This is a genomic window from Streptomyces sp. WY228, assembly GCF_019287315.1.
In the GTDB taxonomy this organism is placed as follows: Bacteria; Actinomycetota; Actinomycetes; order Streptomycetales; family Streptomycetaceae; genus Streptomyces; species Streptomyces caviscabies.
Genome location: NZ_CP079114.1, coordinates 7,574,173 through 7,590,492, shown reverse-complemented (window position 1 = coordinate 7,590,492; position 16,320 = coordinate 7,574,173). Strand labels below are relative to the sequence as shown.

The window sequence follows — 16,320 nt, the reverse complement described above, 5'->3', positions numbered from 1 at the left end:
AGGGAGGCGGCGGTCATTCCGGGCCGGGGCCCGGTGCGGGTCTGCGTCGCCAGGGGTGCAGGAGGGCGGCGAGGATCTCGCCGGTGCCGGGGAAGGCCGTGGGGTCCTGGAGACCGACGGCGGTGGGTTCGCGGCCGGGGTACCAGGTGAAGGTGCCGAAGAGGTGGTCCCAGCACGACAGGTCGGAGCCGTAGTGGCCGGCTTCGGACAGATCGGTGCTGTGGTGCAGCCGGTGCTGCTCGGGGCCGGCCAGCAGATGGTTGAGCGGCCCGATGCGGACATCGATGTTGGCGTGGACGAAGTAGCCCTGGGCGGCGACGAAGAGTCCGGCCACCAGCACCGCGGGGCGGGAGAACCCGACGAGGGCCAGGGTCAGCTGGACGAGGCTCTGGGCCAGGACGATGTCCAGCACGTGGTTGACGCCGTTGTTGGCGACATTGACCTTCTCCGGGACGTGATGCACTCCGTGCAGCCGCCAGAGGAGGGCGTTGCGGTGGCTCAGCCGGTGCACCAGGTAGCTGACGAGCGATCCGGCCAGGAGCGCCCCCGGGATCTCGACCCAGAGGTGACGGGTCGGCTCCTCCGGCGAGATCAGGCCGACGGCCAGCGCCACCAGCAGTTGCGCCAGACCGCTTCCGGCCATGGTGAGCAGGAAGTAGATGCCGTACCAGCGCCACTCGTCCTTTCCCGGGTGCCAGTTCCGGTCATAAGGAATCAGCCGTTCCAGGAGGGACAGGTAAGCGATGACCCCGACCAGGAAAAGGGGGCTGACCCAAGCCGGATCCCATTTCAGCCACAATGCGGCCGCACCCACGGAGACGACCGAGAGGAGGAGGACGGGGTAGGCGACGGCACAAAGGAACCGCGCAGGGGAATTACCGACCCGCCCCTTCCGCCCGACCGGAAAGCCGGCCGGAAAGCCAACCGAAAAGTCGGCCGAATAGATTTCGCCATCGGTGGAGCGTTCGTGCTCGTCCATCCGTGACCCTCCGCAAGTGACAGTGCTGGGGGGAGAGACTCATCGCATCGCATCAGCGCAGGCCGGAGCAGCCTGGCGAGTAACAGGAAGCCCGGGTGGCGACCATGACCCCCGCGCTGGCGACTTTCAGACACCCGGCCCGATGACATTCGGCCGTGGCGTGAACTGATGCCCCCGACCCCATCAGCCCAGATCATCTATTTCCCGTTCCCACGGCTTTAATCACGACCGAAGCGCAGAAATTGTGCGGCGCATTTATCTACGGCAGGAATGCGGGGAGGATCGCACAAGCGGATCGCGTGACCGAGGCGGGTTCATATGTGCGAGCAATTCCTTCATAGGATCATCGCTACACCGAAATACGGCGCATTCCGATGCGCCGGTGCCTGATGCCTCACGCTCTGGGGCGATGTCTCACGCTCGGGCGTGCGTCCGGGCGGGGAGCGGTGCGCCCGCGCGGACGCCGCACCACGAAAGCGCCCCCGACCGGCCCCACGCCTTCCGCCGGAGGACACCGGCCTGCGATGATCACCGCGGATCCGACAGCGCGGTCCGGTCGCGCGGCCCGGCGACAGAACCGGCAGCGCATCAGCGAATCGAGGAGTCTCCTTGTCGTACGACGTCGGCGCGGTGCGCGCACAGTTCCCCGCCCTGCGGTCCGGTACGGCGCACTTCGACGGACCGGGCGGCACCCAGACCCCGGCCTCCGTCATCGCCGCGATCGGCGAGGCGATGAGCCGCCCCCTGTCGATCCGCGGCGCCGCCCTGCCCGGGGAGGTGAACGCGGAGGAGATCGTCCTCGGGTTCCGGCAGGCGATGGCGGATCTGCTCGGCGCGGACCCGGGCGGGATCGTGTACGGCCGCAGCGCCACCCAGCTCACCTACGACTTCTCGCGGACCCTGTCCGGATCCTGGAACCCGGGTGACGAGGTGGTGGTCAGCCGGCTGGACCACGATGCCAACATCCGCCCGTGGGTGCGGGCGGCCGAACGCGCCGGGGCGGTGGTGCGGTGGGCGGACTTCGACCCGGCGACCGGCGAGCTGCCCCCGGAGACCATCGGCGCGCAGCTCACCGAACGGACCCGGCTGGTCGCGGTGACCGGCGCGTCCAACCTCATCGGCACCCGGCCCGACATCCCGGCCGTCGCCGGACTCGTCCACCGGGCCGGTGCGCTGTTGTACGTGGACGGGGTCCATCTCACCGCGCACCACACGGTGGATGTGGAGCGGCTCGGGGCTGACTTCTTCGTCTGCTCCCCGTACAAGTTCTTCGGCCCCCATCACGGGGTGCTCGCCGCCCGGCCCGAACTGCTCGACACCCTGCGCCCGGACAAGCTGGCCCCGTCCACCGACGCCGTACCGGAGCGCTTCGAACTCGGCACCCTGCCCTACGAGTCGATGGCGGGCACCCGCGCGGCGGTGGACTTCCTCGCGAGCCTGGGCGCCGGCGCCGATGCCGGCGCCGGACGTCGTGAGCGGCTGCGGTCGGCGTACGCGGCGATCGACGCGCACGAGACGGCGCTGCGGGTGTACATCGAGAAGGCGGTGCGCGAACTGGGCGGGGTGACGGTGCGTTCCCGGGCCGCCGAACGCACCCCCACCCTGCTGCTCACCTTCGAGGGCCGGGACGCGGCGGACGCCTACCGCGCTCTCGCCCGCTCCGGCGTGCACGCACCCGCCGGCTCCTTCTACGCCCTGGAGGCCTCCCGCCACCTGGGGCTCGGTGACAGCGGCGGTCTGCGCGTCGGGCTGTCCGCGTACAACGACATGGACGACGTGGAGCGGCTTCTGACGGGGCTGTCGGACTTCCTGCGGTGAGGGCGGGCTGATACGGCGGCACGCCGGATCGAGCCGAGCCGGCGGGTACGGCGGACACGGTCACCGCGCGCCGAGCGTGGCCAGTACGTCCACCGCGTCGGCCAGCCCGGCCGGATACCGGGCCCCCGGCGGCGGCTCCCCGGCCCAGCCGGGCCCGGCCACCAGGACGACGGGCCGCCTGCGCGCGCCCCTTACGCCCCACTCGATCGCCGCCACCCGGGCCACGAGCGAGCGGCTGGCCGTGCTGCGGGACTGCGCCCAGAGCACCACCGCCGCGGGGCCGGTGCGCCGTACCGCCTCCTCCAGTGCCCCGGCGGGCAGGGCGGCGCCGAACATCCGGACCGGCACGGCCTGTTGGGCGAGGGTGGCGGCGAGCGCCTCCAGGGCCAGCGTATGGGTCTCGCCGGGCACACAGGCCAGCAGGGAGACGCCCGCGCCGGGGGCGGCCGGCCGCGCGGCCGAGAACGCGCGCAGCGCACCGGAGACATGCCACGACAGCAGGTGCTCGACTTCGACGTACCGCTCCCCCGCGGTCTCCCACTTGCGGCCCACCGCGTGCAGCGTCGGCATCATCACCTCGTCCCACGCGGCCGGCAGTCCGTAGCGATCGAGCACCGCGGTGAGCAGCTCGTCCATGGCCGGCGCGTCCAGCCGGACCGCCGCCCGGGCCAGGCCGCGGCACTCCCGGCGGGTCCTGCCGAGCGGAAGCGGTCCGGGGGCCCGGGAGGCGCGCCAGGAGCGTGGCACGGGCGCGTCGCGGGAGGTTCCGGCCAGGACGGCGCGGGCGGCCTCGGCCGGTGGCAGACCCGCGCTCGTCAGACGGCACATGTCCCGCAGCGCCGCGATGTCCGCCCCGGTCCAGCGTCGGTGCCTGCCGCCCTCCCGGGCGGCCGGGCCGATGCCGTAGCGGCGGTCCCACGAGCGCAGCGTCGTCGGCGCGACGCCCAGCAGACGGGCCACCGCGCCGGTGGTCAGGCCCCCGCTCGCCGGGTCCGCCGCAGGGATCGTCACTGGGTCCATAAATTCACCATACGACGCAAAAGCGACGCATGTTGCCCGGTGCGTCGCCGCGCTGTTCGCTGAGTGCATCCGGGCCGGGAACAACAGGAACGAGAGGCGACGGTCATGAAACTGAGCGACGAACTCCCCGTCGATCACCGGCTGGCGAGGGTGTACCGGATCGGTGCGGGCCTCTGCGGCACCATCCTGCTCGCCTTCGGCATCCTCGGCTTCACGCAGCAGCTGGGCTTCTTCGACACCAGCGGCGACCGTATCGCCGGACTGTCGTCCAACGGCCTGCTGAGCCTGATCTCAGTGGTCGTCGGCGTGCTGCTGATCGCCGGGGCCGCGGTGGGCGGCAACGTCGCGTCCACGCTGAACATGGCGATCGGCACGCTCTTCCTGCTGAGCGGCTTCGCCCACCTCTTCATCCTGGACCGGCCCGCGAACATCCTGGACTTCGGGATGCCGAATGTGGTCTTCAGCTTCGTGATGGGGCTGCTGATCCTCGTGTTCGGGATGTACGGGCGGGTGACCGGCGGTCTGCCGCACGACAACCCGTACTGGCGGCACCGCCACCCGGAACAGGCGGCCCGCGAGTCCCGCCGGACGCGCGTTCAGACCTTGCGATAGCGGGCGTTCGCCCAGGAGAACACTCCGAAGGCCACCAGTCCGAGGGCGATGACCGCCAGGAGCCACGGCCCCGCCGGGGTGTCCGTGAAGGAGCGCAGGGTGTCGTCCATGCCCTTGGACCGGTCCGGCCGGTGCTCGATCGCGGCGGCCACGGCGAAGCCGCCCGCCGTGGCGAAGACGGTGCCCCGCGCCGTACCGCCGAACACTCCGGCGACGTCGACGGCGCGGCGGGTCCGCCGGGACATCTCCGACATCTTCAGGTGCTTGTGGAACTTCCGCAGGAGCGCCCGGACCGCGATCCAGAGACCGGCGCACGCCACCGCGGCCCCCGCGACGCCGACGATCCACTGGCCGCCGGGCCAGCCCAGCGCCTTGGCGGTGACGTCCTGCGACTGCTGGTCCGACGACCCGCCGCCGCTGCCCGAGTCACCGGCGGCGAAGGACAGCACGGAGTAGGCCACGAAGCCGTAGAAGACGCAGCGGCCCGCCGCCATGGCCCGCTTGGCGGGCTTGCGCCCATCGGGCCCGGCCTGGCCGAACAGCGCCTCCGACAGCCGCCAGAGCGCCATCCCCACCAGGGCGATGCCGAGCGCCCAGAGCAGGACCTTCCCGAAGGGCTTCTCGGCTATCTCCGCGATCGCGCCGCCCCGGTCGGCCTGTTGGCCGCCGCCGGTGAACGCGATCCGCAGGGCGAGGACGCCCACGAGGACGTAGATCACCCCACGGGCCCCGAACCCGGCACGGGCCCCTGCCTCGACCGCGGTGCTGTTCGCGGCCCGCTTGGCCCGGCCGCGTCCCTGCGCTGCTACTGAACGGGTATTCATGTCATTCCGGTTGCCCCGGTCGGGCGGATCGACGCAGAAACGACGCGACGCGCGGTGCGGACCCGTGCACGGCAGCGTGGTGGTGACGGAGAAGACCACCCCCCGCTCGCCGGAGGAGACATCCGGAGGAGACATCATGACGATCAACCGTCTGCAGCGCACAGCGGCGGCCGCCGCGGCACTCGCCTTTCCCGCCTCTCTGGCGTTCTTCGCTCCGCAGGCCCAGGCCGTGGCTCCCGCCGAACCGTACGGCCCCGCCTGCTCCTCCGTGCCCGCGGAGGGCGCGGGCAGCCTGGAGGGCATGGCGAAGGATCCGGTGGCCACCGCCGCGTCCAACAACCCCGAACTCTCCACCCTTGTCAGCGCGGTGGAGAAGGCAGGTCTGGTCGACACCCTGAACAACGCGAAGGACATCACGGTGTTCGCGCCGACCGACGACGCCTTCGACAAGATCCCGAAGGCGGATCTGGAGGCGCTGCTCAACGACAAGGCGGAGCTCACCAAGGTGCTGACGTACCACGTGGTGGGCGAGAAGATCACGACCCAGCAGCTGGAGGACGGCTCCTTCAAGACGCTGGAAGGGAGCGACCTCACGACGAAGGGCTCCGGCACCGCGTTCACGGTGAACGACAGCTCGAAGATCGTCTGCGGTGATGTGCCGACGGCCAACGCCACGGTCAACCTGGTCGACACGGTGCTCATGCCGCCGTCGTCGTGACGGTCCGGGCACGGTCGACGGGCGGAGGTTCTATACGCTGAGGGCGTGACCAGCGCCGACGACCGACCGACCCGCGGCGGCGCCTCGGAACCCGAGGCGCCGCTCGCGGACCTTCACGCGTTCGCGGTCGAGCTCCGCCGGATGAACAGCGAGATCAACCGGATGACCCACGGTTTCGCGGCGAGCCAGCAGTTGCACCCCACGGATGTGAGCGCGCTCGCCGCCATCCTCGACGCCCCGGCGCCCCTGACACCGGGGGCGCTGCGCGAACATCTGGGCCTCACCTCCGGCGCGGTGACGGCCTGTCTGGACCGGCTGGAGCGGGCCGGGCACATCCGGCGGGCCCGGGAGAGCGCCGACCGCCGGGTGGTGCACGTGTACTACGAGGCGAGCGCCCGGACGGCCGCGCGCGACTACTTCATGCCGCTCGCCGAGGCCACGGCACGGGCCAGGGCGCGCTTCAGCGACCTGACGACCGTGGTGCTGGACGTCGCTGACTCGACCGCGAGCAGCCCGAGACGCCCCGGCGGCGAGCTGACTTCATGCCGCTCGCCGAGGCCACGGCACGGGCCAGGGCGCGCTTCAGCGAGACGGAGCTGACGACCGTCCTGCGCTTCCTCACCGCCATGAACGAGGAGCTGGGAGAGCTTCCCCTGGCGCGTCGCTGAGCCTTTCCCCGGCCGGGCGCGTCCATGGCGACGAGCCGCCGGACCACCCCCCGCGATGTCCCCGCGAGCAGTCCCGTAATGTATTTCAATGATTGAGATTGTTAACCACTGAGATATCTCCACCCCCGGGAGAGACATGTCCACCCCTGCACGGTCGATCCGCTGGCTGATCCCCGTCGTCCTGCTCATCGCGTGGCTCGGCGTCGGCGGCGGGCTGGGCCCGTTCGCCGGAAAGCTCGGCGAGGTCGCCACCAACGATCAGGCCGCCTTCCTGCCCCAGAACGCCGAGTCCACCCAGGTCATCGAAGCGCAGAAGGCGTTCCAGCAGAACGAGACCCTGCCTGCCATCGTCGTCTGGACGTCGGCGGAGAAGGACGCTCCGGTGAGCGACGAGCAGCGGGAGGCCGCCACCGGCGCCCTCGCCTCGCTCGCCGGGAGTGACGGCGTCGTCGGAGCACCGTCCCCCGCCCTGCCCTCGGAGGACGGCCTCGCACTCCAGGGCATCGTGCAGCTGAGCCCCGGTCTCGGGGACGAACTGCCCACGGTGCTGGAGAGGATCGACGAGGCCGGCGCGTCCGTACCCGGCACGACGGTCCAACTGGCGGGGCCGGCCGCCAGTCAGGCCGACCTGTCCGACGCCTTCGCGGGCATCGACGGGCTGCTGCTCGGGGTCGCCCTGATCACGGTGCTCGTCATCCTGCTTCTCGTCTACCGCAGCGTGCTGCTGCCCTTCGTCATCATCCTCGGCGCGGTGTTCGCACTCGCCCTGTCCTGTGCGATCGTCTACGTCCTCGCCGACCACGACATCGTGCGCGTGGACGGTCAGGTGCAGGGCATTCTGTCGATCCTGGTGATCGGCGCGGCGACGGACTACGCGCTGCTGCTCACGGCCCGGTTCCGGGAGGAACTCGCCGTCCACGGCGACCGGTTCGTCGCGATGCGCATCGCCCTGCGCGAGTCCTTCGGTCCGATCACGGCCAGCGCCGCGACGGTGGCGGCCGGCCTGCTCGCCCTGCTGCTCAGCGACCTCACCAACAACCGGGCCCTCGGTCCGGTGGGCGCGATCGGCATCGTCTGCTCGGTCCTGAGCGCTCTCACCTTCCTGCCCGCCGCCCTGGTGCTGCTGGGCCGCAAGGCCTACTGGCCGGCGAAGCCCAAGCCCGCCGACGACCAGGTGTCCGGCGGCCACGGCATCTGGCACAAGGTCGCGGCCCTCGTCGACCGGGCGCCCCGCAAGGTGTGGGCGATCACCCTGGCGGCCCTGATCGCCTGTGCCGCGTTCGCCCCCACGCTCACCTCCAAGGGGGTTCCGCTGGACGAGATCTTCGTCAACGACGCGCCGTCCGTGGCCGCCCAGGAGACGCTGAGCGAGCACTTCCCCGGCGGTTCGGGCAATCCGGCGGTGATCATCGCCGCGGCGGACCGTCTGCCGGAGGTCACCGAGGCCGCCGAGCGCACCGAAGGAGTGGCCTCCGTCGCACCGGTGAGCGCGAGCGGGCGGCCGGGCGGCGAGCCCCTCGTCGTCGACGGCAAGGTCCGTATCGACGCGACCCTCAAGGACGCGGCGGACAGCGACGGAGCCAAGGGGGCGGTGGCCGAGCTGCGCACCGCGGTCCACGCGGTGCCCGGATCGGACGCCCTGGTCGGCGGCTACACCGCCCAGCAGTACGACACCCAGCGCACGGCGGAGGACGACCGCATGCTGATCGTGCCGGTGGTGCTGGTCATCATCCTGGTGATCCTGGTCTTCCTCCTGCGGTCACTGCTGATGCCGGTGCTGCTCGTGGCGACCGTGGCACTGAACTTCCTCGCCACGCTGGGCATCTCCTCGCTGGTCTTCACCCATGTGTTCGGCTTCAGCGGCACGGATTCGTCGGTTCCGCTGTACGGGTTCGTGTTCCTGGTCGCCCTGGGCGTCGACTACAACATCTTCCTGATGTCCCGGGTCCGGGAGGAGTCGCTGCGGCACGGCACCAGGGAGGGCATCCTGCGCGGGCTGACCACGACCGGCGGGGTCATCACCTCGGCGGGCGTCGTCCTGGCGGCCACGTTCGCCGCGCTGGGGGTGATCCCGCTGGCGTTCCTGCTCCAGATCGCGTTCATCGTGGCGTTCGGCGTCCTGCTGGACACGCTGGTCGTCCGGTCGCTCCTCGTCCCGGCGCTGGTGCGGGACATCGGGCCGAAGGCGTGGTGGCCGGGGGCGCTGAGCCGCGAGACACGCTGAGAGGTGCCGTCCGGATCGGGCCCTAGGGTCGGCGCAGCGCGTCCCCCGGGGCCCAGCCCGGGTCCCGGTAGGCCGCCAGGGCCCAGATGACGAAGATGTCCAGGGCGATGACGATCACCGACCAGAGGGGCGCGTACGGCAGGAAGAGGAAGTGCGCGAAGAGGTTCAGGGAGGCGAACACGATGCCGGTCACCCGCGCCCAGCCCGCCCCCTTGAGCACCCCGGCCCCGGTGACGGCCACACAGACGCCGAGCACCAGGTGGATCCAGCCCCAGCCGGTGAGGCTGATCCGGTAGAGGTACTCGCCGACGTCGCCGTAGACGTCACCGTCGGCCAGGGCGGCGATGCCCTCCAGGGCCGCCAGGACGCCCTGGCAGAGCATCAGCACCCCGGCGAAGAGCACACCGCCGGTCACCCAGGGGCTGTCCGGATCGGGGGCCGGCGCGGGCCCGGCCGGGCCGTCGCCGCGCTGCCACGGCGTGTCCCCCTGACCGGGTCCGGGCCGTGGCCCCTGGCCGAATCCGGTCGATGCCACCGTCTCCGGCCCGGACGGCGCGACGGGGCGGGCCGGCGGCGTGGAGCCGGGCCGGGCGGGGTCCTCGCTCATCAGGACTCCTCCCGCGCCTGGCCGGCCTGACCCTTCGCACGCCTGCCGACCACCGCGGCGGCCGCGACCGCGCTGCCCGCGAAGGCCAGCGCGACCATCCAGGGGCGGTCGAAGACATGGCGGGTGGCGTGGTCCACGGAGTAGCGCCCGGGGCCGGTCAGACCGACGGCCGCGGCGGTGAAGCCGAGGAAGGCCGGGTACTCGTAGCCGCCGCCCTGGGCGAAGAAGCCCGCCGGGGCGTGCACGGCCACCGCGCCGGCCATCGCCCCGGCGGCCGCCGCGCCCGCCGCCGGCGTGGCGAGGCCGAGCGCCAGCAGTACGCCGCCGCCCGCCTCGCCGAGCCCGGCGGCCACCGCGCTGTGTTTGGGCGGGTGGAATCCCATCGCCTCCATGGCGGCCGTGGTGCCCTGGATGCCTCCGCCGCCGAACCAGCCGGCCAGCTTCTGGCTGCCGTGGGCAGCGAGCACCGCGCCGGTGCCGACGCGCAGGGCGAGCAGACCGAGATCACGCCGGTTGACCCGGTTGACGCAGACCATGAGGACTCCCGGGGTGAGAGGGCTTCGGGTACGGATCCCACTCTCGTCGGCGGGTGCCCGAGGGGCGCGGCCGACTACGCCGTACGGGGCACGGGCCGGGCGCCGCAAGGGCCGCACTGCGACGCAGATCATTGTGCAACTTGTTGCATAACCGCAGGGCGGTGGTCTACAACTGACCCGACGACCCTGTGCGGAGGAGACCCCATGAGCGCCCCCCTGAGCCTGTACCCGAACCTGCTGAGCCCGCTGGATCTCGGGTTCACCACCCTTCCCAACCGGGTGCTCATGGGATCGATGCACATCGGTCTGGAGGAGGCCGAGCGCGGCTTCGAGCGGATGGCCGCCTTCTACGCCGAGCGCGCCCGGGGCGGCGTGGGCCTGATGGTCACCGGCGGCATCGCCCCCAGCGAGCGGGCCTGCTCCTTCCCCGGCGGGGCCAAGATGACGACCGAGGCGGAGGCGGAGCAGCACCGGGAGATCACCTCGGCGGTGCACGCGGCGGGTGGCCGGATCGCGATGCAGATCCTGCACTTCGGCCGGTACGCGCACCACCCCGACCTGGTCGCGCCGAGCGCGCTCAAGGCCCCGATCAGCGGGTTCACCCCGAACGCCCTGACCGACGGCCAGGTCGAGGAGACCATCGAGGAGTTCGTGCGGGCGGCGGAGCTGGCCCGGTTCGCCGGGTACGACGGCGTCGAGATCATGGGCTCCGAGGCTATCTGGACGGCCGCGAGGATCGTGCGCCTCGCGAAGGCGATCGAGGCGGCGGGCGCGACGATCATCAACACCGGCATCGGCTGGCACGAGGCCCGGATCCCGACCATCGCCACCTCCGTGCCGCGCGGCGCGTTCAGCTGGGTGACCGAGAAGGTGCGCGGCGCGGTCTCCGTACCGCTGGTGACGAGCAACCGCATCAACACCCCCGAGGTCGCCGAGGAGATCCTCGCCTCCGGCCGGGCGGACATGGTCTCGATGGCCCGGCCGTTCCTGGCCGACCCGGAGTTCGTCGCGAAGGCGGCGGCGGGCCGGGCGGACGCCATCAACACCTGCATCGGCTGCAACCAGGCCTGTCTGGACCACATCTTCAGCCTCAAGATCACCTCTTGCCTGGTCAACCCGCGCGCCTGCCACGAGACCGAGCTGGTGCTCTCGCCCACCCGGACCCGCAAACGCGTCGCCGTGGTCGGCGCCGGTCCGGCGGGTCTCGCGTGCTCGGTGACGGCGGCCGAGCGCGGGCACGCGGTGACCCTGTTCGACACGGCGGACGAGATCGGCGGTCAGCTGAACGTGGCGCGCCGGGTGCCGGGCAAGGAGGAGTTCGACGAGACGCTGCGCTACTTCCGGACCCGGCTGGCGGAGCTGGACGTCGAGGTGCGCCTGTCCACCCGGGCCGACACCGGGAGCCTGGACGGTTACGACGAGATCGTGCTCGCCACCGGCGTCGAGCCGCGTACCCCGGCGATCCCCGGCGCCGACCACCCGAACGTCGTGAGCTACCTGGACGTGCTGCGCGACGGGGCGCCGGTCGGCGACCGGGTGGCGATCGTCGGCGCGGGCGGCATCGGCTTCGACGTCGCGGAGTTCCTGACCGACGGCGGCGACGCGGCGAGCCTGGACGCGGACACGTTCTTCCGGCAGTGGGGCGTGGACACGGCGTACGAGGACCGGGGCGGGCTGCGCGCCCCCGAACGCCCGAAGTCGCCGCGCGCGGTGCACCTGGTGCAGCGCAGGAGCTCCAAGGTCGGCGCGGGGCTCGGCAAGACGACCGGCTGGATCCACCGCACCGAACTGCGCCACCGGGGCGTCGAGATGATCGCCGGGGCCTCCTACGACCTCATCGACGACGAGGGCCTCCACCTCACCGTCGACGGTGAGCGGCGGGTGCTGCCGGTCGACACGGTGGTGCTGTGCGCGGGCCAGGAGCCGCGCCGCGAGCTGTACGAGGAGCTGAGCGCGGGGGCCGTGCCGGTCCATCTGATCGGCGGCGCGGACGTGGCGGCCGAGCTGGACGCGAAGCGGGCCATCCGCCAGGGCACGGAGCTGGCCGCCTCGCTCTGAGCCCGCCCTTCGGGGAGCCCGTACCGCTGTGCGCCCCCGTCCTTAGGATGCACTCCATGTCACTGCCGCACGCGATTCTCACCGCTCTGCTGGAGAAGCCGTCCTCGGGTCTGGAACTGACCCGCAGGTTCGACCGGTCGATCGGCTACTTCTGGTCGTCGACGCATCAGCAGATCTATCGCGAGCTGGGAAAACTGGAGCAGTCCGGGCGGATCAGGGCGCTGCCCACGGCGGTGCCGGCCCGGGGGCAGAAGAAGGAGTACGAGGTGCTGCCCGCGGGCCGCGAGGAGCTGGCGGCGTGGGTCGCGCTCCCCGAGGACCCTCGGCCGGTCCGTGATCCGCTGCTGCTGCGGATGCGGGCGGCGGCGGTCGTCGGGGCGGACGGCATGGGCGCGGAGCTGCGCCGTCACCTCGCGCTGCACGAACGCCAGCTGGCGGAGTACCGCGAGATCGAGGAGCGCGGCTTCACCCCCGCGCCGACGACCGCCGAGGACCGGCTGCGGTATCTGGTGCTGCGGGGCGGCATCGACCTGGAGACGTTCTGGATCGGTTGGCTGACCCGGGCCATCGCGGACCTGGACGACTGACCGCAGAAAGCCTCACGGGCGGGGCGCGGCTTCACGGGTGCGGCTCGGCGTCATGGGTGCGGCGCGCCGCCCGCCCGTACGGCCATGGGTTCGGGGGCGACCGCGAGGCGGGGGCTGCCGATGACGACCCGGGTGGGCACCGGGTCCACCGGGGCGGCGACCGGCTCCTCGGCCGCGCCGCCCCGTTCCGTGTTCCGCGCCTGGGCCCGGCTGAGGAGGATCACCCCGCGCACGGCCGCCGCCGCGCCGAGGAGGGCGAGCGCCAGGCTGACCGGCCCGCCCTGGAGGCGCTCGCCGAGCAGGGCCAGGCCGATCGCTGCGGCGGCGACCGGGTTGGCGAGGGTGACCACCGCGAGCGGCGCGCCGAGCCCGCCCCGGTAGGCGGTCTGGGAGAGCAGCAGCCCGCCCATCGCGAAGGCGGAGACGAGCAGCGCCACCGTCAGCAGCCGCCAGCTGAACAGCGGGCCGCCGGAGTGGTCGGTGACGGCGACGGTGAGGGTCTGGGTGAGCGCGGAGGCGACCCCGGAGGTGATCCCGGAGGCCGCCGCGTGCCGCAGCCCCGGCCGGGCCCCGGGCCTGCCAAGGCCGGCGACGACCGCCATGGTGATCGCGCCCACGCCGAGCGCCTCGGGAAGGCTGAGCGTCTCGTGCGGGGCGGAGCCGCCCGCGGTCAGGAGCAGGGCGCCGAGGCCGAGCAGGGTCAGGGCCGTGCCCCGCCACTCGACCCGGCCGACCCGGCGGCCGGCCGCCCGCGCCCCGAGCGGCACGGCGACGACGAGCGTGAGCGCGCCGAGCGGCTGGACCAGGGTGAGCGGGCCGTAGGCGAGCGCGGCGACGTGCAGCAGCGCGCCCGCGGCGTTGAGGCCGACCGCCGACCACCAGGCGCCCCGGCCCAGCAGCCGCAGGACACCGGTGGCGGGGTCGGTACGGCCGGCAAGCCGGGACTGGGCCACGGCGGCGGCCGCGTAGGCGGCGGCGGAGACGAGGGAGAGCGCGACGGCGAGCAGGGTGGCGTTCATCGCGCGGCCCCGGCCCGGGCACGCGCCCGCGATCCGGCACCGGCGGCGGGCTCGAAGGACCGGGCCGGCACGACCGACGCACCGGCGCCGCGCCCGGAGGCCCCCGGCGCGAAGGCCGCGTGCCCCGCCGCGCCGTTCGCGTACGCCGGTACGGAGGCCCCGTCGCCGCTCCCCCACAGCCCCGGACCGGGCGGCCTGGCCGGGGCGTCGCGCACGGAGAGCGGCAGCCGGAACGCGGCGAGGGCGACGGCGAGCAGCGCCGCGACGACGATCGCGTCGAGCCAGTAGTGGTTGGCCGTGCCCACCACGACGAGCAGGGTGAGCGCCGGGTGCAGCAGCCACAGCCAGCGCCACCGGGAACGAGTCGCGACGATCAGCCCGACGGCGACCATCACGGCCCAGCCGACGTGCAGCGAGGGCATCGCGGCGAACTGGTTCGCCATCGTGTCCGTCGCGGGCGTCTGTCCGTACACCGTCGGCCCGTAGACCTGCCCGGTGTCGACCACTCCGGCGACCGGCAGCATCCGGGGCGGGGCCAGCGGGAACAGGAGGTGCAGCACCAGGGCGGCGGCGGTGAGCGCTGCGAGCACACGGCGCGCCCAGACGTAGTGCCGGGGGCGGCGCCAGAAGAGCCAGACCAGGAAGAGAACCGTGGCCGGGAAGTGCACGGTGGCGTAGTAGGTGTTCGCCGCGTGGATCAGCGGCCCGCTGTGCAGCAGCAGCCCCTGGACCGCGCCCTCGCCGGGAAGGTGCAGGGCGCGTTCGAGGTCCCATACGTGCCCCGCGTTGCGGAACGCCTCCTCGACATGACCGTTGGCGGCCCGGCGGCCGAACTTGTAGGCCAGGAAGAGTCCGGCCACGAGAAGGAACTCGCGGACGAGGGGCGGTCGGGCACGTATGTCCGGCTCCTGGTCCGTGGGCTCGGTGCGGGCGTACGTCACCCGGTGCCCCCTTGGATGCGAAGCGGTGTCAGGACGGCCCGGTGAGATCCACGCCGTATCGATACGCCAGTGTACCGATACGTTGGCGTATCGGTACACGCGCGTATCGGTACACTGGCGTATCGAGAACCTCGCCGCACCGCCGCAGGAGGTAGAGCCCATGCCGTCCCCCGATTCCGCACCGGAGTCAGCCCTCGCGTCCCGCCGGTCGAAAATCACACCGGAGCGGGCGCAGGAGCTCTACGCGGCGGTGCTGGAGCTGTTGCGGGAGAGCGGTTACGAGTCGCTGACAATGGAGGGCGTCGCCTCGCGCACCCGCTGCGGGAAGTCGACGCTGTACCGGCAGTGGGGCTCCAAGCCGGAGCTGGTGGTGGCCGCTCTGCACGGCACCCGCCGGATGCGGCTGCCGAACATCGACACCGGGACGCTGGCCGGGGACCTGCTGGCGGCCGCACGGGCGATCGGCGAGGCGTCGGAGAGCGACACCCCGCTGATGCACGCCCTCAGCCATGCCGCGCTGCAGAGCCCGGAGCTGTTGTGCGCGCTGCGCGAGGCGCTGATCCTGCCGGAGATCGCGGCGATCGACGCGATGGTCCGGCGGGGCCAGGCGCGCGGCGAGATCGCGGCGGACCTCCCGGGGGCCGAGTTCGTGGCGGCCCAGCTGCTCGGCGTGATGCGCGCCCGGCCGCTGCTGGAGGGGCGTTACGCCGACGCGGCGTATCTGACCAGGTTCGTGGAGATGGCGGTTCTCCCGAGCCTCGGGCTCACGGCGGGAGCGCCGGAGTCCTGACAGACGTGGACCGGTCCCAGCGGATGGGGACGGTCCACCCGCGCCGCACCGTGGGGACGGGGGCGGCGCACCGCCCGGCCGGCCGGTGACCTCCGCGGAGGCCACCGGCCGCCCGTGTGTCCGCACCCTTTCCCTCAAGACCCACCTCTATCCTGCCTAACAAGCGCTTGGTAGATTCCGGACGGAGGCGGGCGCGGGGACGGGACCCGGCGACGCTCCGGAACCACGGGCGAAGGGCGGACCATGGACCTGTCCCACGCGATGGACTTCACCGGTCGGGCGGTACTCGTCACCGGCGGCACCAGGGGCCTGGGGGCCGCGATGGCGCGGGCCTTCCTCGCGAGCGGCGCGGACGTCATCGTGCCGGCGGCGGACGCCGATTCGGCGACCGTCTCGCCGCGCTTCGTCGAGAAGGTGGTCGCACTCAACCTCCTCGGCCCCTTCTACACGGCCCAGGCGGCGAATCTGGTGATGCGGGAGCAGCCGGACGGCGGGACCGTGATCAACATCGGCAGCGTCTCCGCCCACGACCCGCAGCCCGGCACCGCCGCCTACTCCGCCGCCAAGGCGGGCCTGCTCGGGCTGACCCGGGCACTGGCCCTCGAATGGGCGCCGCGGGTCCGGGTCAACCACATCACCGTCGGCCCCGTCCGCACCGAGAACGCCACCGCGCTGTACGGCGACGACGACGGGGCGGCGGTGGCGGGCATCGTCCCGATGGGGCGACTCGCGGAGCCGGACGATGTGGCGCGGGCGTGCCTCTGGCTGGCCGGCGACCTCTCCTCGTACGTCAACGGCGCCGACCTCGCCGTGCACGGGGGCGGCGAGATCCCGGCCAGACACCCGAGCCGCCGGACGGCCGAACCCCCCTTTTCGTCATCTTGACACTATCGACCTTCGCCCCTTATCGTCGCCATGA

Annotated in this window: 16 protein-coding genes and 1 pseudogene; 10 read left to right on the top strand and 7 right to left on the bottom strand. The window is 72.6% G+C overall.

Going from position 1 to position 16,320, the window contains the following annotated elements; all coding sequences use genetic code 11:
* Positions 1 to 13: 13 nt before the first annotated feature.
* Positions 14 to 979, bottom strand: a complete 966-nt coding sequence (locus KV381_RS33065; RefSeq protein WP_218786954.1) for a sterol desaturase family protein — start codon at positions 977 to 979, stop codon at positions 14 to 16.
* A 609-nt stretch (positions 980 to 1,588) separates the two neighbouring features.
* Between KV381_RS33065 and KV381_RS33060 the strand changes: the two genes are divergently transcribed.
* Positions 1,589 to 2,797 carry a cysteine desulfurase-like protein gene (locus KV381_RS33060; RefSeq protein ID WP_218786953.1) on the top strand — a complete coding sequence of 403 codons (1,209 nt, stop codon included), beginning with the start codon at positions 1,589 to 1,591 and terminating at the stop codon, positions 2,795 to 2,797.
* A 60-nt stretch (positions 2,798 to 2,857) separates the two neighbouring features.
* Here the strand turns inward: KV381_RS33060 and KV381_RS33055 are convergent, their stop codons facing one another.
* Positions 2,858 to 3,817, bottom strand: coding sequence for a MerR family transcriptional regulator (locus KV381_RS33055; RefSeq protein ID WP_218786952.1), 960 nt, complete (start codon positions 3,815 to 3,817; stop codon positions 2,858 to 2,860).
* Positions 3,818 to 3,922: 105 nt separating this feature from the next.
* Here KV381_RS33055 and KV381_RS33050 point away from each other — a divergent pair, with 105 nt between their 5' ends.
* The gene (locus KV381_RS33050; protein ID WP_050495444.1) at positions 3,923 to 4,429 is read left to right on the top strand and encodes a DUF4383 domain-containing protein; all 507 of its coding nucleotides are present in this window, start codon (positions 3,923 to 3,925) and stop codon (positions 4,427 to 4,429) included.
* Here KV381_RS33050 and KV381_RS33045 read toward each other — a convergent pair.
* The gene (locus KV381_RS33045; protein ID WP_030076619.1) at positions 4,414 to 5,253 is read right to left on the bottom strand and encodes a DUF1206 domain-containing protein; all 840 of its coding nucleotides are present in this window, start codon (positions 5,251 to 5,253) and stop codon (positions 4,414 to 4,416) included. The two genes, KV381_RS33050 and KV381_RS33045, sit on opposite strands and share 16 nt — an antisense overlap.
* A 136-nt stretch (positions 5,254 to 5,389) precedes the next feature.
* On the opposite strand from KV381_RS33045, the gene KV381_RS33040 reads away from it, so the two are divergent.
* The 4 genes and pseudogenes from KV381_RS33040 to KV381_RS33030 all read left to right on the top strand — a co-directional run bounded on the left by KV381_RS33040 (position 5,390) and on the right by KV381_RS33030 (position 8,863).
* Entirely contained in the window at positions 5,390 to 5,971 is a 582-nt protein-coding gene (locus KV381_RS33040) for a fasciclin domain-containing protein (protein ID WP_218786951.1), read from the top strand.
* A gap of 45 nt (positions 5,972 to 6,016) precedes the next feature.
* A complete protein-coding gene (locus tag KV381_RS33035; RefSeq protein ID WP_256995204.1) occupies positions 6,017 to 6,571 on the top strand; it encodes a MarR family winged helix-turn-helix transcriptional regulator in 555 nt (184 codons plus the stop codon).
* A pseudogene (locus KV381_RS36775) lies at positions 6,511 to 6,639 on the top strand (MarR family transcriptional regulator); the annotation flags it as partial. The gene KV381_RS33035 and the pseudogene KV381_RS36775, both read left to right, overlap by 61 nt.
* 136 nt (positions 6,640 to 6,775) lie before the next feature.
* Positions 6,776 to 8,863: an MMPL family transporter gene (locus KV381_RS33030; RefSeq protein ID WP_218786950.1), complete on the top strand. Its 2,088-nt coding sequence runs from the start codon at positions 6,776 to 6,778 to the stop codon at positions 8,861 to 8,863.
* 22 nt (positions 8,864 to 8,885) lie between these two features.
* On the opposite strand, the gene KV381_RS33025 is transcribed toward KV381_RS33030, so the two are convergent.
* On the bottom strand, positions 8,886 to 9,470 hold the full coding sequence (locus KV381_RS33025; RefSeq protein ID WP_218786949.1) for a hypothetical protein: 585 nt from the start codon (positions 9,468 to 9,470) through the stop codon (positions 8,886 to 8,888).
* Positions 9,470 to 10,006, bottom strand: coding sequence for a DoxX family protein (locus tag KV381_RS33020; protein ID WP_030076608.1), 537 nt, complete (start codon positions 10,004 to 10,006; stop codon positions 9,470 to 9,472). Before KV381_RS33020 ends, KV381_RS33025 begins: the two co-directional genes overlap by 1 nt.
* Before the next feature lie 216 nt (positions 10,007 to 10,222).
* Here KV381_RS33020 and KV381_RS33015 point away from each other — a divergent pair, with 216 nt between their 5' ends.
* Positions 10,223 to 12,064 carry an FAD-dependent oxidoreductase gene (locus KV381_RS33015; RefSeq protein ID WP_306438626.1) on the top strand — a complete coding sequence of 614 codons (1,842 nt, stop codon included), beginning with the start codon at positions 10,223 to 10,225 and terminating at the stop codon, positions 12,062 to 12,064.
* 56 nt (positions 12,065 to 12,120) lie between these two features.
* The gene (locus tag KV381_RS33010) at positions 12,121 to 12,651 is read left to right on the top strand and encodes a PadR family transcriptional regulator (protein WP_030076604.1); all 531 of its coding nucleotides are present in this window, start codon (positions 12,121 to 12,123) and stop codon (positions 12,649 to 12,651) included.
* A gap of 50 nt (positions 12,652 to 12,701) precedes the next feature.
* Here KV381_RS33010 and KV381_RS33005 read toward each other — a convergent pair whose 3' ends face one another.
* Together KV381_RS33005 and KV381_RS33000 are read right to left on the bottom strand one after the other, a co-directional pair.
* Positions 12,702 to 13,670, bottom strand: a complete 969-nt coding sequence (locus KV381_RS33005; RefSeq protein ID WP_193462800.1) for a hypothetical protein — start codon at positions 13,668 to 13,670, stop codon at positions 12,702 to 12,704.
* A complete protein-coding gene (locus KV381_RS33000) occupies positions 13,667 to 14,611 on the bottom strand; it encodes a phosphatase PAP2 family protein (RefSeq protein ID WP_218786947.1) in 945 nt (314 codons plus the stop codon). Before KV381_RS33000 ends, KV381_RS33005 begins: the two co-directional genes overlap by 4 nt.
* 160 nt (positions 14,612 to 14,771) lie before the next feature.
* On the opposite strand from KV381_RS33000, the gene KV381_RS32995 reads away from it, so the two are divergent.
* Positions 14,772 to 15,401: a TetR/AcrR family transcriptional regulator gene (locus KV381_RS32995; RefSeq protein WP_030076599.1), complete on the top strand. Its 630-nt coding sequence runs from the start codon at positions 14,772 to 14,774 to the stop codon at positions 15,399 to 15,401.
* 243 nt (positions 15,402 to 15,644) lie between these two features.
* Positions 15,645 to 16,286 (top strand): SDR family oxidoreductase, encoded by a 642-nt coding sequence (locus KV381_RS32990; RefSeq protein WP_218786946.1) that lies wholly within the window; start codon positions 15,645 to 15,647, stop codon positions 16,284 to 16,286.
* Positions 16,287 to 16,320: the final 34 nt, after the last annotated feature.